The sequence below is a fragment of the Pseudomonas sp. BN606 genome, from assembly GCF_029873115.1.
GTDB lineage: Bacteria > Pseudomonadota > Gammaproteobacteria > Pseudomonadales > Pseudomonadaceae > Metapseudomonas.
On record NZ_SSOF01000079.1, the window covers coordinates 292762 to 307260 of the forward strand.

Sequence of the window (14499 nt, forward strand, 5' to 3'; positions counted from 1 at the left end):
CTCCTCAGCGGCTCTCCAGACTGGCAGCGCGGGCGTATGGCAGAGCACTATCGCTACCGCTCATGGCCGCCTGCTGCGCGTGTTGCCGCAGGTAAGCCGGCAAGCGCTTCTCATGCCAACCAGAAGACGACTGGGTCGCGCCGATGGGCTGCTGTACCTGCTGGGCATCCTCACTATAGCCAGCCAGCACGGCACCTTGCTGGGCCTGCGGCATGACCATGGCGGGTTGGCCAGCTTGCTGCTGCGCCAGTTGCTGGGTACCTGCGGCTTCGTCCTGGTTGTACAGGCGCACACCTGCCAACACGGCCACAGTCACCGATGCGGCAACAGCAAGGCGACCCAGACTACGCCATGGCCCCCGAACCACCTTGACCGGCGGCGCGGCGTCCTCGGCCAGGGCAGCCGATACGGCAGCTGCGATGTCCAGGCGCGGCTCCAGTAACTCCTTGTGCATCACGGCCCGAGCAATCTGGTAACGCGACCAGGTTGCCCGCAACTCTTGATCTTCGCTGGCGGCGAGAACTCGACGCAGCTCCAGTTCGTCCGCCTCGTTATCCATCACCGCGGACAGCGATTCCTGCAAAGCTTCACGACTCATGGCGGTTCCCCTCTTGGCTGTCGCCGCTGTCTCAGGTTCCATGCAACAGAGGTTGCAAGGCTTTATCGATGGCTTCCCGCGCCCTGAAGATGCGGGATCGCACAGTACCGACCGGACACTGCATGACACTCGCAATGTCTTCGTAACTAAGTCCGTCGAACTCACGCAAGGTCAACGCCGTACGCAAGTCTTCTGGCAGTTGCTGGATGCTCCGGTGCACTGTGGCCTCGATCTCGTCGCGGAGCAGGGCTCGCTCTGGCGACTCGATATCCTTGAGGGCGTGGTCGCCGTCATAAAACTCGGCGTCCTCAGCACTTACATCGCTATCTGGCGGGCGTCTGCCACGCGCTACCAGATGGTTCTTCGCCGTGTTGATGGCGATACGGTACAGCCACGTATAAAACGCACTGTCGCCGCGGAAGTTTCCGAGCGCACGATAAGCCTTGATGAAGGCTTCCTGGGCTACGTCCTGGGCTTCCTGGGCGTCGTGCACGAACCGCACGATCAACCCGAGAATCTTGTGCTGGTATTTCAGCACCAGCAGATCGAAAGCCCGCTTGTCGCCTCGCTGCACCCGTTCGACCAGTTGCTGATCCTCTTCCTGGGTTAGCATGAACACTCCTCATCGATCTCGAAGGGGTGTTGCGCCAGCCAGTGGATCGGCTTGCCAAAATAGACTCGGGCGTTGCGCAAAAGTTCTCCCCTCCAAGCAAGCTTCCTGCAGATTGTTTTTTCATCTGCACGGAATGACGCAGCAGGGCTCGCGGCCGTGCTGCGCCGAATATAAGTCGCTTGATCTACAGGCATCCGGGTTGCACAGTTCAAGTGCATTCGTTGCATGAGTGTAAGCAAGCACCGTCTCTTCAAAATGGTGACCCTGAATGGAACCCGAACGACTAAAAAAGTTCCGTAGCACCATGCATGGTCATAAGCGCGCTATTGTGCCGTCCACCCCAGCTATATACTAGCCGCCGCTTTTTTCGCGGGAACCGACATGAGCCAACATTTCCAGCATGACGTACTGGTCATCGGCAGCGGCGCCGCCGGCCTGACCCTGGCCCTTACCCTGCCCTCGCACCTGAACATCGTGGTCCTGAGCAAGGCCGATCTCAGCAATGGTTCGACCTATTGGGCCCAAGGTGGTGTCGCCGCCGTGCTGGATGATACCGACACCGTTGACTCCCACGTCGAGGACACCCTCGTGGCCGGTGCCGGCCTGTGTCGCGAAGACGCCGTGCGCTTCACGGTAGAACACAGCCGCGCGGCCATCCAATGGCTGATCGACCAGGGCGTGCCGTTCACCCGCGACGACGAAAGCGCCCGCGAAGACGGCGGCTTCGAGTTCCACCTGACCCGAGAAGGCGGTCACAGCCATCGGCGCATCATCCATGCCGCCGACGCCACCGGCGCCGCCATCTTCAATACGCTGCTGGAACAGGCCAAGAAACGGCCCAACATCCAGTTGCTGGAGCAACGGGTGGCCGTCGACCTGATCACCGAGCGCAAGCTCGGCCGCGAGGGCCAGCGCTGCCTGGGCGCGTATGTACTGAACCGCAACAATGGTGAAGTGGATACCTTTCACGCCCGCTTCACGGTGCTCGCCTCCGGAGGCGCCGCCAAGGTCTACCTCTATACGAGCAATCCCGATGGTGCGTGCGGCGACGGTATCGCCATGGCCTGGCGCGCCGGCTGCCGGGTAGGCAACCTGGAGTTCAACCAGTTCCACCCCACCTGCCTCTATCACCCGCAAGCCAAGAGTTTCCTGATCACAGAAGCGGTACGGGGCGAGGGTGGACTGCTCAAGCTGCCCAACGGCGAGCGCTTCATGCAGCGCTTCCATCCGCGTGCCGAACTGGCCCCGCGCGATGTCGTGGCCCGGGCCATCGACCATGAGATGAAGCGCCTCGGCGTGGACTGCGTCTATCTGGACATCAGCCACAAACCAGCCGAGTTCGTGAAGAGCCACTTCCCCACTGTCTACGAACGCTGCCTGGACTTCGGCATCGACATCACCCGCGAGCCCATCCCGGTAGTTCCCGCGGCCCACTACACTTGCGGCGGCGTGGTGGTGGACAAGTTCGGGCGCACTGACATTCCCGGTCTCTACGCCATTGGCGAGACCAGCTTCACCGGCCTGCACGGTGCCAACCGCATGGCCAGCAACTCCCTGCTGGAGTGCTTCGTCTACGGCCGCTCGGCAGCGGAAGACATGCTCGGCCAGTTGGAGGCTGTACAAATGCCCACCAACCTGCCGACCTGGGACGCCAGCCAGGTAACCGACTCGGACGAGGACGTGATCATCGCCCACAACTGGGACGAACTGCGGCGCTTCATGTGGGACTACGTGGGCATCGTGCGTACCAACAAGCGCCTGCAGCGCGCCCAGCACCGGGTACGCCTGCTGCTCAGTGAAATCGACGAGTTCTACAGCAACTACAAAGTCAGCCGCGACCTGATCGAACTGCGCAACCTGGCGCAGGTGGCGGAACTGATCATCCGCTCTGCCATGCAACGCCACGAGAGCCGTGGCCTGCACTACACACTGGATTATCCGGACCTGCTTCCGGAAGCCAGGGACACTATCCTGGCTCCGTCCACCTTCGGCGACTGAATCCCAGCCTCACCCGCAACCGGCGGTGCTGCTCCCGATCGAGCGCATCCGCCGGAATGCATAAACCACCGCTCCGGAGCGTTCCTGGAACCCGAAAGCGCAGGATCACCGCCAGCGGTAACGCCATGCTGTCAGGGCGCAAGCGCACCGGCGTCCAGCCATCCACAGCTCGCCATAACTGCCAGCCATCGTCGTTCAGGCGTAATCCGGTAAAAGCCTTGGGGGACGTCAGGAGAATCTGCCTGGGCAGGCACCAGGCTGCGTGAGCCACGCAGGCAAGAAGGCCGCCCATCCGCGCCCAATGCGGTATGTCGGCAAGCGACAAGGCCAGAACGGCCAGGAATGACAGGATCAGGTAGAGCACCAGCAGGCGCCGCGACGGGCGCCAGTGGCATTCGAAGGCGTTACTTGGGCTGGACACGGTCCAGAATCATGCGAACCATGCGGCGCAAATCCGCATCTTCCGGCTCACCGCGCTGCATGAACCAGCCGAACATGTCCTGGTCTTCGCATTCCAGCAGTTTGCGGTAGCGGGCCTGGTCTTCGGCGTCGAGACTCGGATAGACCTCCTTCACGAAGGGGACGAGGAGCACGTCCAGTTCAAGCATGCCGCGACGGCTGTGCCAGAAGAGTCGGTTCAGTTCAATTGAGTCGGCCATCACAGCGCCTCCAGGAATGAGGCGCGCATTATAACCACAGCCGCCGCCCCGGGCACCCGCTGACAAGCCACCGGCGGGACTCTATGATGGCGCCCCAGACTTTTATCCAGCGATCCGCAATGGCCGACTCAGCATTCTTCTGTCCGCTCACCCATGAAGGCCTGCTCGCCGTCCGCGGCGTGGATGCCGCGAAATTCCTCCAGGGCCAGGTTACCTGCAACCTCAACTACCTGGACCAGGCCACCAGCAGCCTGGGCGCCCGTTGCACGCCAAAGGGCCGGATGACGTCCAGCTTCCGCATCCTCATCGAAGGCGAGGGTCTTCTCCTGGCCATGGCCAACGAGCTGGTCGAAACCCAACTGGCCGACCTGAAGAAATATGCCGTCTTCTCCAAGTCCACCTTGACCGACGAAAGCGCTGACTGGGTACGGTTTGGGCTCAGCCAGGGGGATGGGGTGCTACTTGCCCTGGGTCTCGACCTGCCACAGACCTCCGACAGCGTCGCCCGTGAGGGCAAGCTGATTGCCGTGCGCCTGGCCGACGGCCGCGCTGAGCTCTGGGCGCCCAAAGCCGAAGCCGCCACTCTGGAAGCCCGCCTGGCTGCGCAGCTGCCGCAAGCGCCGCTGGATGCCTGGCTGCTGGCCCAGGTGCGCGCTGGCATTGGCCAAGTGTTCGGCGCCACCCGCGAGCAGTTCATTCCGCAGATGATCAATCTCCAGGCCCTGGGCGGCGTCAGCTTCAAGAAAGGCTGCTATACGGGCCAGGAAATCGTTGCCCGCATGCAGTACCTGGGCAAACTCAAGCGCCGCCTCTACCGACTGGCTCTGGCCGCGGGCGAGCTGCCCCAGGCCGGCGCCGAACTTTATTCCCCGGTACACCAGAGCTCCGTGGGCGAAGTGGTGCTGGCAGCCCCGGCGCCGAACGGCTGCGAACTGCTCGCCGTGCTTCAGGAAGACGCCGTGAGCGATGGCCGCATCCACCTCGGCACCGCCGATGGCCCGGCACTAAACCTGCTCGACCTGCCCTATACCCTGGACGCCGACCGCGAAATTCAACGCTAGGTTTGTACGAAAGGCCGCCGAGCGAGGTCAGGCAAGGCGAAGTCGGCCGAAGAAGCACGGTTTGCATGTTGTAAATGAGCCTTCTGAGACCGACTTCAACGCAGCATCACTGAGCGCAGGCACTTTTCGTACATCACTCCCCCTTCCGGCCACTGACGAGACATTCAATGAGCAAGCTTGCCGACAAAGTCCTACAAGACCTCACCAAAGCCATCGAATGCGATGAACTGGTGCTGCCGACCCTGCCGGAAGTGGCGCTGAAGGTGCGCGAAACTGCCGAAGACCCGAACTCCGGCATCCAGGACCTGGCCAAGGTCATCGGCAACGACGCCGCGCTGACCGCCCGAATCATCAAGGTGGTGAATAGCCCGCTGCTGCGTACCAGCAAGGAAATCACCGACCTGCAGATGGCTATCAGCCGTCTCGGCATCAACTACACCAGCAACCTCGCCACAGGCCTGGCCATGGAGCAGATGTTCCAGGCCACCACCGATGTGGTCGACCGCAAGATGCGCGAGGTCTGGAACAAGAGCACTGAAATCGCTGGAATCTGCCACGTGCTCTGCCGCCACTACACCCGCCTGATGCCCGACCAGGCCACCCTGGCCGGTCTGGTGCACCAGATTGGCGTACTGCCAATCCTCACCTATGCCGAAGAGCACAACGAGTTGCTGGCGGACTCCATCAGCCTCAACCACGTGATCGAGCGTATTCACCCGCTCATCGGCGACCGCATCCTGCGCGCCTGGGAATTCCCCGAGCCGATCGCCGCGGTTCCCAGCCAATACCTGGACTTCAGCCGCAACTCGGCCCGCGTCGACTACATCGACATCGTCCAGGTCGCCACCCTGCAGAGCTACCTCGGCAGCGAGCATCCCTACACCCAGCTGGACTGGGCCAATGTGCCCGCCTTCGCCAAGCTCGGCCTCGACCCGAACGTCGACATGCAGGCTGACGAAGACCTCTCTGCCGCCATGGAAGCGGCCATGGGCATGCTCCAGTAAACACCCACGCGCATTCATCCATCCGGCGCTAGACTCAGCCTTCTTCTGACGTCGCTGGATGGATCCGGATGCGCGTACTCCTTCTCGCCCTCTGCCTGCTGTGCCACTGCTTCGCCGCCGCGGAAGAGCTTCGCCTGACCAACGGCGAATGGGCGCCCTACCTTGGGGCCAAGCTACCTCACCAGGGCGTGGCATCGCGCATAGTCGAAGAAGCGTTCGCCCTGGAGGGCGTCAAGGTGCAGTGGGAGTTCTATCCCTGGGCCCGCTCGATGCACCTGGCCGAACGCGGCGAGCGCGCCGGCACCGCCGTCTGGCTGCGCAGCCCGGAACGGGAGCAACGCTTTTTCATCAGTGACCCGGTCGTGGAAAGCAGCTACTACCTCTTCCACCGTAAGGATCGCCCCCTCGACTGGACACACATCGCCGACCTCAAGGGAGTACGCCTGGGCGGCGCAATTGGCTATGACTACGGGACGACCTTCCAGCAGGCCGAGCGCAGCGGCCAGATCCAGGTCAAGCGCCTGAGCGGCGAGGAACAGGGCCTGCGCATGGTGCTTGCCGGACGGCTCGACGCATTTCCCATGGACAAGGTGGTCGCCTTCGCCCTGCTCAATGACAGGTTCAGCTCCACCGATCGCAAGCAAATGAGCTTCCATCCGCTGCCGCTGCGCAGCGACAGCCTGCACCTGATGCTCTCCCGCGAGGTGCCCGGCAATGCCGAGCTGATCGTCCGCTTCAACCAGGGTCTGGCCCGATTGCGCGAAAGCGGCAAGGTTGCCCAGTACCTGATGGAAGTCCAGCAGCCGCTGAGCCTGGCGCCTTGAATGTAGGGGCGATTTCAATCGCCAAGCAATCCGCAGGTTCGCCCAGCAAACTAAAGGGGGGCAGCTACACCGCCCTTGGCGAATGAGTTCCCCCCCACAGGGGTTCAGCCTCGATACCAAATCAGGCCGGAGGGAAACTCACCCGTACCTTCAATCCGCCGCTGTCGCCATCGTGCAGGCTGATCTCCGCCTGATGGGCGCGGCAGATCTCACCGACGATGGCCAGACCCAGCCCTGCGCCGCCACTCTGGGCATTGCGGCGATAGAAGCGCTGGAACACCTTGTCGCGCTCCTCCGGTGGAATACCGCTGCCGTCGTCTTCGACTTCCAGCAAAGCAGGAGAACGCACCCGAAGGATCACATTGCCGCCCTTGGGCGTATGGGCCAGTGCGTTGTCCACCAGGTTGCAGAGCAGTTCATTGAGCAAGGTCGGCTCGCCCATTACCCAGACCTGATCTTCCGCCTCCAGGGCGAGTGCGATACCACGTGCGTGAGCCAGGGGCGCCAGCGCCATGCCCAGTTCCCGGGCCAGTTGGCCCAGTTCGATGCGCTCAGCACCGCCTTCGGCAATGGCCCGCGCACCGCTTTCGATACGTGCCAGGGACAACAACTGATTGGCCAGGTGGGTCAGGCGGTCGGTGTTCTGCGCCGCCTCCTCAAGGGTCGAGCGCCAAACCGCCGGTTCGTGCTCACGCAAGCCTAACTCCACCCGGGCCTTGAGGGCGGCCAGCGGCGTACGCAACTCGTGGGAAGCGTCGGCAATGAAGTCCGCCTGGCGCTGGAACAGCCCGCGCAGACGTTCGGTGAACTGATTCAGCGCATCCACCAGTGGACGCAATTCGCGCTGTACCGCCACTTCCGGCAACGGGCGAAGATCATCCACCTGACGCTCTTCCACCGCCAGGCGCAACTTGTTCAGCGGCCGGAGCGCAGCGCTAACCGCCAGCCAGACCAGCACCAGCGCCGCCACTACCAGCAACACCAGGCGCCACAGACTATCCACCAGCAGCCCCCTCGCCAGGCGCTCCCGTGCGCTTTCGGTTTCGGCCACGCGGATCTCCGCGATGCCATTCAGCCTGGGCTCGCTCACCGGCTGCAGCAGGCTTACCACCCGCACGCCCGTGCCTTCGTACTCGGCATCATAGAAGCGCGCCAGCGCCGGGTAATCGTCCGTACGAGGCGTACCCGGCGGCGGTGCCGGCAGGTGGTCGTAGCCGGAAACCAGCTTCCCGTCCGGGTCGATCACCTGGTAGAAAATGCGGCCGGCGCTGTCGTACGCGAAGACATCGAGCGCCACATAGGGCACGTCGGCCTTGAGGCGACCATCGGTCTCGTAGAGGCCATCGGCGATGGCTCGCGCCGAAGCCAGCAGAGTGCGGTCGTAGGCAGTATCGGCGGCTTCGCGGGCATTCCAGTAGGAACTCAGGCTGGCGATCAGCAGCAACGCACCCAGCATCAACGCCAAGCGCCGCAGCAGCCGTCCGCGCAGGCTGCCGGCTTCACGCATCCTGGCTCTCCAGCAGGTAGCCCAGGCCACGGAAAGTCACGATACGCACTGCGCTGCCCTCCAGCTTCTTGCGCAGGCGATGGATGTAGATCTCGATTGCGTCGGGACTGGCCTCCTCGTCGAGGCCGAATACCTGGGAAGCCAGTTGCTCCTTGCTCATCACTCGCCCCGGCCGGGCAATCAACGCTTCCAGCACAGACTGCTCCCGTGAGGTCAGGCTGAGGATTTCGTCCGCCAGGCTGAAGCGCCGCGTGCCCAGGTCATACACCAGGACGCCGCAGCGCTGTTGTTGCTCGCCACCGAGAACGCTACGGCGCAGCAGCGCTTTCACCCGCGCTTCCAGCTCGGTCAGTTCGAAAGGCTTGGCCAGGTAATCGTCGGCACCGAGATTCAGGCCATGGACCCGGTCCTTCACCTCTCCCCGGGCGGTCAGCATCAGCACCGGCAGCGTCTTGCCGCGTCCGCGCAAACGCGCCAGCACCTCGAAACCGTCCATGCGCGGCAAGCCAACGTCCAGCACCGCCAGCGCGTATTCCTCGCTGGCAAGTGCCAGGTCGGCGGCGACGCCGTCGTGCAATACGTCCACCGTCCAACCCGCGCCCTTGAGCACTTGGGCAACGCTCTCAGCCAACTGTGGATGGTCTTCGACCAACAGGATGCGCACGACAAATTCTCCGAAATGGCAGCGATCGCTCAGAAGTTTAACGGTGCTCCGGCCTATGTGAACGACATGACGACTTTCTTTCACGCTGAAAGGCTGGCGAAAGTTTCACTGCATAGCATCGCGACAGGGTGGCAAGTACCACCCAATAAAAGTCGGCCCGTGGTTGCGCCGGCTTACAAGAACAACAATGGAGACCACTCGATGCTCACTGCCGCACGGCAGGCGCATGCGCCTGTTCGCACCCTCAGTCTCGCCATCGCTGGCTGCACCCTGGCCACCCAGGCCCATGCCGAGTTTTTCAAGGACAGCTCGGCGACCCTCGAAGCCCGCAACATCTACCTGAATCGCGACTTTCGCGATGGCAGTGGCCAGTCCAAGCGCGAAGAATGGGCGCAAGGCTTCATCCTCAATCTTGAATCCGGCTACACCGAAGGCACGGTCGGCGTGGGCCTCGACGCCCTTGGCATGCTCGGTATCAAGCTCGACTCAGGCCCCGGCCGCAGCGGCACGGACCTGCTTCCGGTGCAGGACGACGGCGGCACCCCGGACGAGTACAGCAAGCTCGGCCTGACCGCGAAAATCCGCGCTTCAAAGAGCGAGCTGCGGCTGGGAACGCACATTCCCGAGCTGCCGGTTGTTAAAGCCAGCGACAGCCGCATTCTGCCCCAGGTATTCGAGGGTGGGCTGCTCACTTCGAAGGAGATCAGCAACCTGACCTTCACCGGCGGGCGCCTGTCGGAGGTCAAGGATCGCGCTTCCACCAACTCCGAAGACCTGGCCATCAGCAACAAGAACAAGCGCTTCGCCGCAGCCGCCACTGGGGATCACTTCGATCTGGCCGGCGCCGATTACGCCTTCAACAAGCAGTTCACCGGCCGCTATTACTTCGCCGAACTGGACGACGTCTACCGCCAGAACTTCTTTGGCCTGCTGGCCATCCAGCCCCTCGGCGCGGGCACCCTGAGTGCCGACCTGCGCTATGCCATCAGCGCTGACGTCGGCCGAGCCGAGGCCGGCAAGGTGGACAACCGCGCCCTCAACGGCATGGTCAGCTACGGCCAGGGCAGCCACAAGTTCGGCCTGGGCTACCAGCGCATGAGCGGCGACACCGGCTTCGCCTACATCGACGGCAGCGACCCGTTCCTCATCAACTTCGTGCAGATCAACGACTTCGCCAATGCCGACCAACGCTCCTGGCAAGCCCGCTATGACCTGGACTTTGCCGCCATGGGCGTGCCGGGCCTGAGCTTCATGACCCGCTACATCACCAGCGACAACGCCGAGGTCACCAACAGCCTTGAAGAAGGCCGCGAGTGGGAACGCGATGTCGAGTTCAAGTACGTGGTGCCGAGCGGCAGCCTTAAGAACCTCACCTTCCGCGCCCGCCACGCAGGATTCCGCTCCACCTTCGCCCGCGATGCGGATGAACTGCGCCTGATCGTCAGTTACGCACTGCCGATCTGGTGAACCACAATAAAACTCCACAGGAGAACCCCCGATGAAAACCGCCCTCTCCCGCATCGCCCTGATCACCTCCGGCCTGTTGCTGTCCACCCAGTTGATGGCCGAGCCCAAGCGTCCCGAATGCATCGCCCCGGCCAAACCCGGCGGTGGCTTCGACCTCACCTGCAAGCTGGCACAGAGTGGTCTGAAGGATGAAGGCCTGCTCAAGGCCCCCATGCGAGTGACCTACATGCCAGGCGGCGTCGGCGCCGTGGCCTACAACGCAGTGGTAGCCCAGCGACCGAAGGACGCCGGCACCATCACCGCATTCTCATCCGGTTCCCTGCTGAACCTCGCCCAAGGCAAGTTCGGCCGCTATGACGAGAACGCGGTGCGTTGGCTGGCAGGCATCGGCACCGATTACGGCGCAATCTCCGTACGCGCCGACTCACCCTACAAGACCCTGGCCGAGCTGGTCGAAGCGGTGAAGAAAGACCCGGCCGCCATCGTCTTCGGCGCTGGCGCCACCATTGGCGGCCAGGACTGGATGCAGACGGCGCTGATCGCCCGCGCTGCCGGTATCGACCCGCAGAAGCTGCGCTACGTGGCCTTTGAGGGCGGTGGCGAGACCCTTACCGCCATGCTCGGTGGCCACGTACAGGTCACCAGCAGCGGCCTGGGCGAAATCACACCGCAGCTCGCCGCCGGCAAGATCCGAATCCTCGCGGTACTGTCCGATCAGCGCCTGCCAGGCAAGTTGGCGGAGATTCCCACTGCCAAGGAACAGGGGTTCGACATCGTCTGGCCGGTGATCCGCGGCTTCTACATGGGCCCGGAAGTGAGCGACGAGGACTTCAACTGGTGGAAGCAGCAGTTCGACACCCTCCTGGCCAGCGAGGAGTTCGGCAAGCTGCGTGAACAGCGCGACTTGTTCCCCCTGAGCCTCACCGGCGAACAGTTGAAGGCCTACGTCCTCGACCAGGTGAAGCAGTACAAGCAACTCGCAGGCGAATTCGGCCTGGCGCAGTAGCCCTCCCCTGAAGATCGGGTGATGCGGTCGATCCCCTCACCCACGGCCCCTCTTCCATTGGGAGAGGGGAGATCAATGACTCCTAGGTAAACCGCCATGTACGTACGAATCTTCGCTGCGGTCTGGCTGCTCGTCTGCGCCGTGCTCGCCGTGGTCGCCTGGGGCTTCCAGGCCCCCTTCAGCTATGACCCGGTCGGCCCGCGTGCCTACCCCCTGCTGCTGCTGTTCCTGATGGCCACGGCCGCGCTATGGCTGATCTACAAGCCGGGCGATGCCGACAGTCTGCCGATTTCCTGGCCACTGGCGCGCAAGGTGGCCCTCTGTGTACTCGCCCTGTTCGCCTACGCCCTGCTCTTCGAACCCCTGGGCTTCGTCGTCAGCACGTCCCTGGTCGGTTTCGGCCTCGGCCTGCTGTTCATGGGGCGACCACTGGCCAGCCTGGTCAGCGGTGTGCTGATGGGCTTGCTGCTCTACGGCCTGTTCGACTACCTGCTGGATGTCCCGCTGCCCTTGGGCCTGCTGGCATTCCTGGAGAACTGAGATGGAAACCCTGAACTTCCTGGCCCAGGGCTTCGATGTCGCCCTGCGCCCGATCAACCTGCTGGTGGCGCTGTTCGGCGCCTTCGTCGGTACCGTCGTCGGCCTGCTTCCAGGGCTGGGGCCGATCAACGGCGTGGCGATCCTGCTGCCACTGGCCTTCGCCCTCGGCCTGCCGCCGGAAACCGCGCTGATCCTGCTGGCCGCCGTGTACCTGGGCTGCGAGTACGGCGGGCGCATTTCGGCCATCCTGCTCAACGTACCGGGCGACGCCGCCGCCATCATGACCACCCTCGACGGCTACCCCCTGGCGCGCCAGGGCAAGGGCGGCATTGCCCTGTCGCTGTCGGCCATGAGCTCCTTCATCGGCAGCACCATTGCCACCATGGGCGTGGTGCTCTTCGCGCCGATCCTGGCCAACTGGGCGGTAGCCTTCGGCCCGGCGGAGTACTTCGTGCTGATGGTCTTCGCCATCGCCTGCCTGGGCGGCATGGTCGGCGACAAGCCGGTCAAGACTCTGCTCTCGGCGCTGATCGGCCTCGGCTTGGCCACGGTCGGCGTGGACGCCACCACCGGCGTGTACCGCTTCACCTTCGACAGCGTCGGTCTCTCTGACGGTATCCAGTTCGTGATCGTGGTCATCGGCCTGTTCAGCGTCAGTGAAGTGCTGCTGATGCTCGAACACACCACCACCGGCCAACAGGCGGTCAAGGCCAGCGGACGCATGCTGTTCAACTTCAAGGAGTTCACCTTCACCTGGTGGAGCAGCGTGCGCAGCTCCCTGGCTGGCTTCGTCATCGGCGTGCTGCCTGGCGCCGGCGCAACCATCGCCAGCGCCATCACCTACATGAGCGAGAAGCGCATGGCAGGTAGCTCCGGCCGCTTCGGCGAAGGCGACCTGCGTGGTGTCGCAGCTCCGGAAGCGGCCAACAATGCTTCCGCCTGCGGCTCGCTGATCCCGATGCTGACCCTCGGCGTACCGGGTTCGGGCACCACCGCCGTGATGATCGGCGCGCTGACCCTGTACAACATCACGCCCGGCCCGCTGCTGTTCGAGCAGCAGCCCGATGTTGTCTGGGGCCTGATCGCCTCATTGTTCATCGGCAACGTCATCCTGCTGGTGATGAACATCCCGTTGGTGGGCCTGTTCGCACGCATGCTCAGCGTGCCGACCTGGATCCTGGTGCCGGCGATCACCATCGTCAGCGTGGTCGGCGTCTACGCCGTGCACAGCACCACCTTCGACCTGGTGCTGATGGCCGCCCTCGGGGTGTTCGGCTATCTACTGCGCAAGATGGACTTCCCGCTGTCGTCGCTGATTCTCGGCTTCGTCCTCGGTGAACTGATGGAATCCAACCTGCGCCGCGCACTTTCCATCACCGATGGCGACCTGAGCATCCTCTGGAGCAGCCCGATCACCATCGCCCTCTGGGTGCTGACTGCGATCATGCTGGCCCTGCCGGGCATCCGCTGGATGCGCGCACGCCGCGCCAGGGCGAAGCTGGCCCATGCCTAAGTGGTTGCTGACGCCGCTGGTGGGCGCCGCCGGCGGATGGCTGGCCAGCCTGATTGGCTGGCCGTTGCCATGGATGGTGGGCTCACTGCTGGCGGTGATCGCTGCGCGCTGTATTGGCAACCTGCCGCTGACAGAAGTACCCGGCGGCCGCAAATGCGGGCAGTGGATCGTCGGCGTCGGCATCGGCCTGCATTTCACCCCGGCGGTCATCGAGCAGGTGCTGGCCAATAGCGCGATCATCCTGGTCGGTGCCGTGGCCACCACCCTCTCCAGCGTCATCGGCATCAGCCTCATGCTGCGCAGTGGCGAGGACCGCGCGACTGCGTTCTTCGCCAGCATGCCGGGCGGTGCCAGCGAGATGGTCAACCTCGGCCAGCGTAACGGTGCAGTACTCAGTCGAGTCGCCGCTGGCCAGAGCCTGCGTCTGCTTCTGGTGGTGCTGAGCGTGCCAGCGCTGTTCCAGCTGTTCGTTGGCGTCCCGGCCGTGCAGCATCCGGTTGCACAGGTCGACTGGGGTTGGCTGGCCCTTCTGCTGGCTGGCGGGGCGTTGCTGGCGATGCTGATGCAACGCTTTCACCAGCCCAATCCCTGGCTGATCGGCCCACTGCTGGTCAGCGCAGCGATGAGCATCGGCTTCGACCTGCAACTGGGCCTACCGGAGGGCGCCAGTCAGCTCGGCCAATGGCTGATCGGCAGTGCCCTGGGTTGCCACTTCGACCGCGCATTCTTCCGCCGCGCGCCCTCCTTCATAGCCCGAACGCTACTCGCCACGTCCCTGGGCATGGCCTTTGCCGCCCTGGCGGCCGAACTGCTCGGCTGGCTGGATGGGCTCGATCATCGCTCGCTGATGCTGGGTATGATGCCGGGTGGTATCGCCGAGCTCAGCCTGACCGCAGAGGCCCTGCAGCTTTCGGTGCCGCTGGTCACCGCCCTGCAGGTGCTGCGCTTGCTATTGGTCCTGTTCCTCGCCGAGCCGGTATTCCGTCACTGGCAGAAGCAAGAGACCCACGCTTAGCCCGCCTTGTGCGGGCCTTTTTTATTCTTC

General features: G+C 63.7%; 15 protein-coding genes. 9 read left to right on the plus strand and 6 right to left on the minus strand.

Annotated features, from left to right (window positions below; all coding sequences use genetic code 11):
- Positions 1-4: 4 nt before the first annotated feature.
- Positions 5-598 (minus strand): RseA family anti-sigma factor, encoded by a 594-nt coding sequence (locus E8E75_RS22550; protein ID WP_120652501.1) that lies wholly within the window; start codon positions 596-598, stop codon positions 5-7.
- A 31-nt stretch (positions 599-629) separates the two neighbouring features.
- Positions 630-1211: an RNA polymerase sigma factor RpoE gene (gene rpoE / locus E8E75_RS22555; protein ID WP_077527424.1), complete on the minus strand. Its 582-nt coding sequence runs from the start codon at positions 1209-1211 to the stop codon at positions 630-632.
- Positions 1212-1592: 381 nt separating this feature from the next.
- Here rpoE and nadB point away from each other — a divergent pair, with 381 nt between their 5' ends.
- On the plus strand, positions 1593-3209 hold the full coding sequence (nadB, locus tag E8E75_RS22560; RefSeq protein WP_120652502.1) for an L-aspartate oxidase: 1617 nt from the start codon (positions 1593-1595) through the stop codon (positions 3207-3209).
- Here the strand turns inward: nadB and E8E75_RS22565 are convergent.
- Complete coding sequence (locus E8E75_RS22565) at positions 3178-3630, minus strand: protein YgfX (RefSeq protein WP_120652503.1); 453 nt, start codon at positions 3628-3630, stop codon at positions 3178-3180. The genes nadB and E8E75_RS22565 overlap by 32 nt on opposite strands.
- Complete coding sequence (locus E8E75_RS22570) at positions 3614-3868, minus strand: succinate dehydrogenase assembly factor 2 (RefSeq protein WP_028626345.1); 255 nt, start codon at positions 3866-3868, stop codon at positions 3614-3616. The genes E8E75_RS22565 and E8E75_RS22570 overlap by 17 nt, the downstream gene beginning before the upstream one ends.
- A 119-nt stretch (positions 3869-3987) precedes the next feature.
- On the opposite strand from E8E75_RS22570, the gene E8E75_RS22575 reads away from it, so the two are divergent.
- The 3 genes from E8E75_RS22575 to E8E75_RS22585 all read left to right on the plus strand — a co-directional run bounded on the left by E8E75_RS22575 (position 3988) and on the right by E8E75_RS22585 (position 6757).
- The gene (locus E8E75_RS22575; RefSeq protein ID WP_153917036.1) at positions 3988-4929 is read left to right on the plus strand and encodes a folate-binding protein YgfZ; all 942 of its coding nucleotides are present in this window, start codon (positions 3988-3990) and stop codon (positions 4927-4929) included.
- 167 nt (positions 4930-5096) lie between these two features.
- Positions 5097-5933, plus strand: a complete 837-nt coding sequence (locus E8E75_RS22580; RefSeq protein WP_120652505.1) for an HDOD domain-containing protein — start codon at positions 5097-5099, stop codon at positions 5931-5933.
- Between the two features lie 68 nt (positions 5934-6001).
- Positions 6002-6757, plus strand: a complete 756-nt coding sequence (locus E8E75_RS22585) for a transporter substrate-binding domain-containing protein (RefSeq protein ID WP_120652506.1) — start codon at positions 6002-6004, stop codon at positions 6755-6757.
- Positions 6758-6878: 121 nt separating this feature from the next.
- On the opposite strand, the gene E8E75_RS22590 is transcribed toward E8E75_RS22585, so the two are convergent.
- Both E8E75_RS22590 and E8E75_RS22595 read right to left on the minus strand, forming a co-directional pair.
- Entirely contained in the window at positions 6879-8264 is a 1386-nt protein-coding gene (locus tag E8E75_RS22590) for a sensor histidine kinase (protein WP_120652507.1), read from the minus strand.
- Positions 8257-8928 (minus strand): response regulator, encoded by a 672-nt coding sequence (locus tag E8E75_RS22595; RefSeq protein WP_120652508.1) that lies wholly within the window; start codon positions 8926-8928, stop codon positions 8257-8259. The genes E8E75_RS22590 and E8E75_RS22595 overlap by 8 nt, the downstream gene beginning before the upstream one ends.
- Positions 8929-9129: 201 nt before the next feature.
- Between E8E75_RS22595 and E8E75_RS22600 the strand changes: the two genes are divergently transcribed.
- The 5 genes from E8E75_RS22600 (at position 9130) to E8E75_RS22620 (ending at position 14469) form a co-directional block, all read left to right on the plus strand.
- Positions 9130-10395, plus strand: a complete 1266-nt coding sequence (locus E8E75_RS22600; RefSeq protein WP_120652509.1) for an OprD family porin — start codon at positions 9130-9132, stop codon at positions 10393-10395.
- 31 nt (positions 10396-10426) lie between these two features.
- Entirely contained in the window at positions 10427-11401 is a 975-nt protein-coding gene (locus E8E75_RS22605) for a tripartite tricarboxylate transporter substrate binding protein (RefSeq protein WP_120652510.1), read from the plus strand.
- 96 nt (positions 11402-11497) lie between these two features.
- Positions 11498-11941 carry a tripartite tricarboxylate transporter TctB family protein gene (locus E8E75_RS22610; protein ID WP_120652511.1) on the plus strand — a complete coding sequence of 148 codons (444 nt, stop codon included), beginning with the start codon at positions 11498-11500 and terminating at the stop codon, positions 11939-11941.
- Position 11942: 1 nt separating this feature from the next.
- Positions 11943-13454, plus strand: a complete 1512-nt coding sequence (locus E8E75_RS22615; RefSeq protein ID WP_120652512.1) for a tripartite tricarboxylate transporter permease — start codon at positions 11943-11945, stop codon at positions 13452-13454.
- Complete coding sequence (locus E8E75_RS22620; RefSeq protein WP_120652513.1) at positions 13447-14469, plus strand: AbrB family transcriptional regulator; 1023 nt, start codon at positions 13447-13449, stop codon at positions 14467-14469. Before E8E75_RS22615 ends, E8E75_RS22620 begins: the two co-directional genes overlap by 8 nt.
- The last annotated feature ends 30 nt before the right edge of the window (positions 14470-14499 follow it).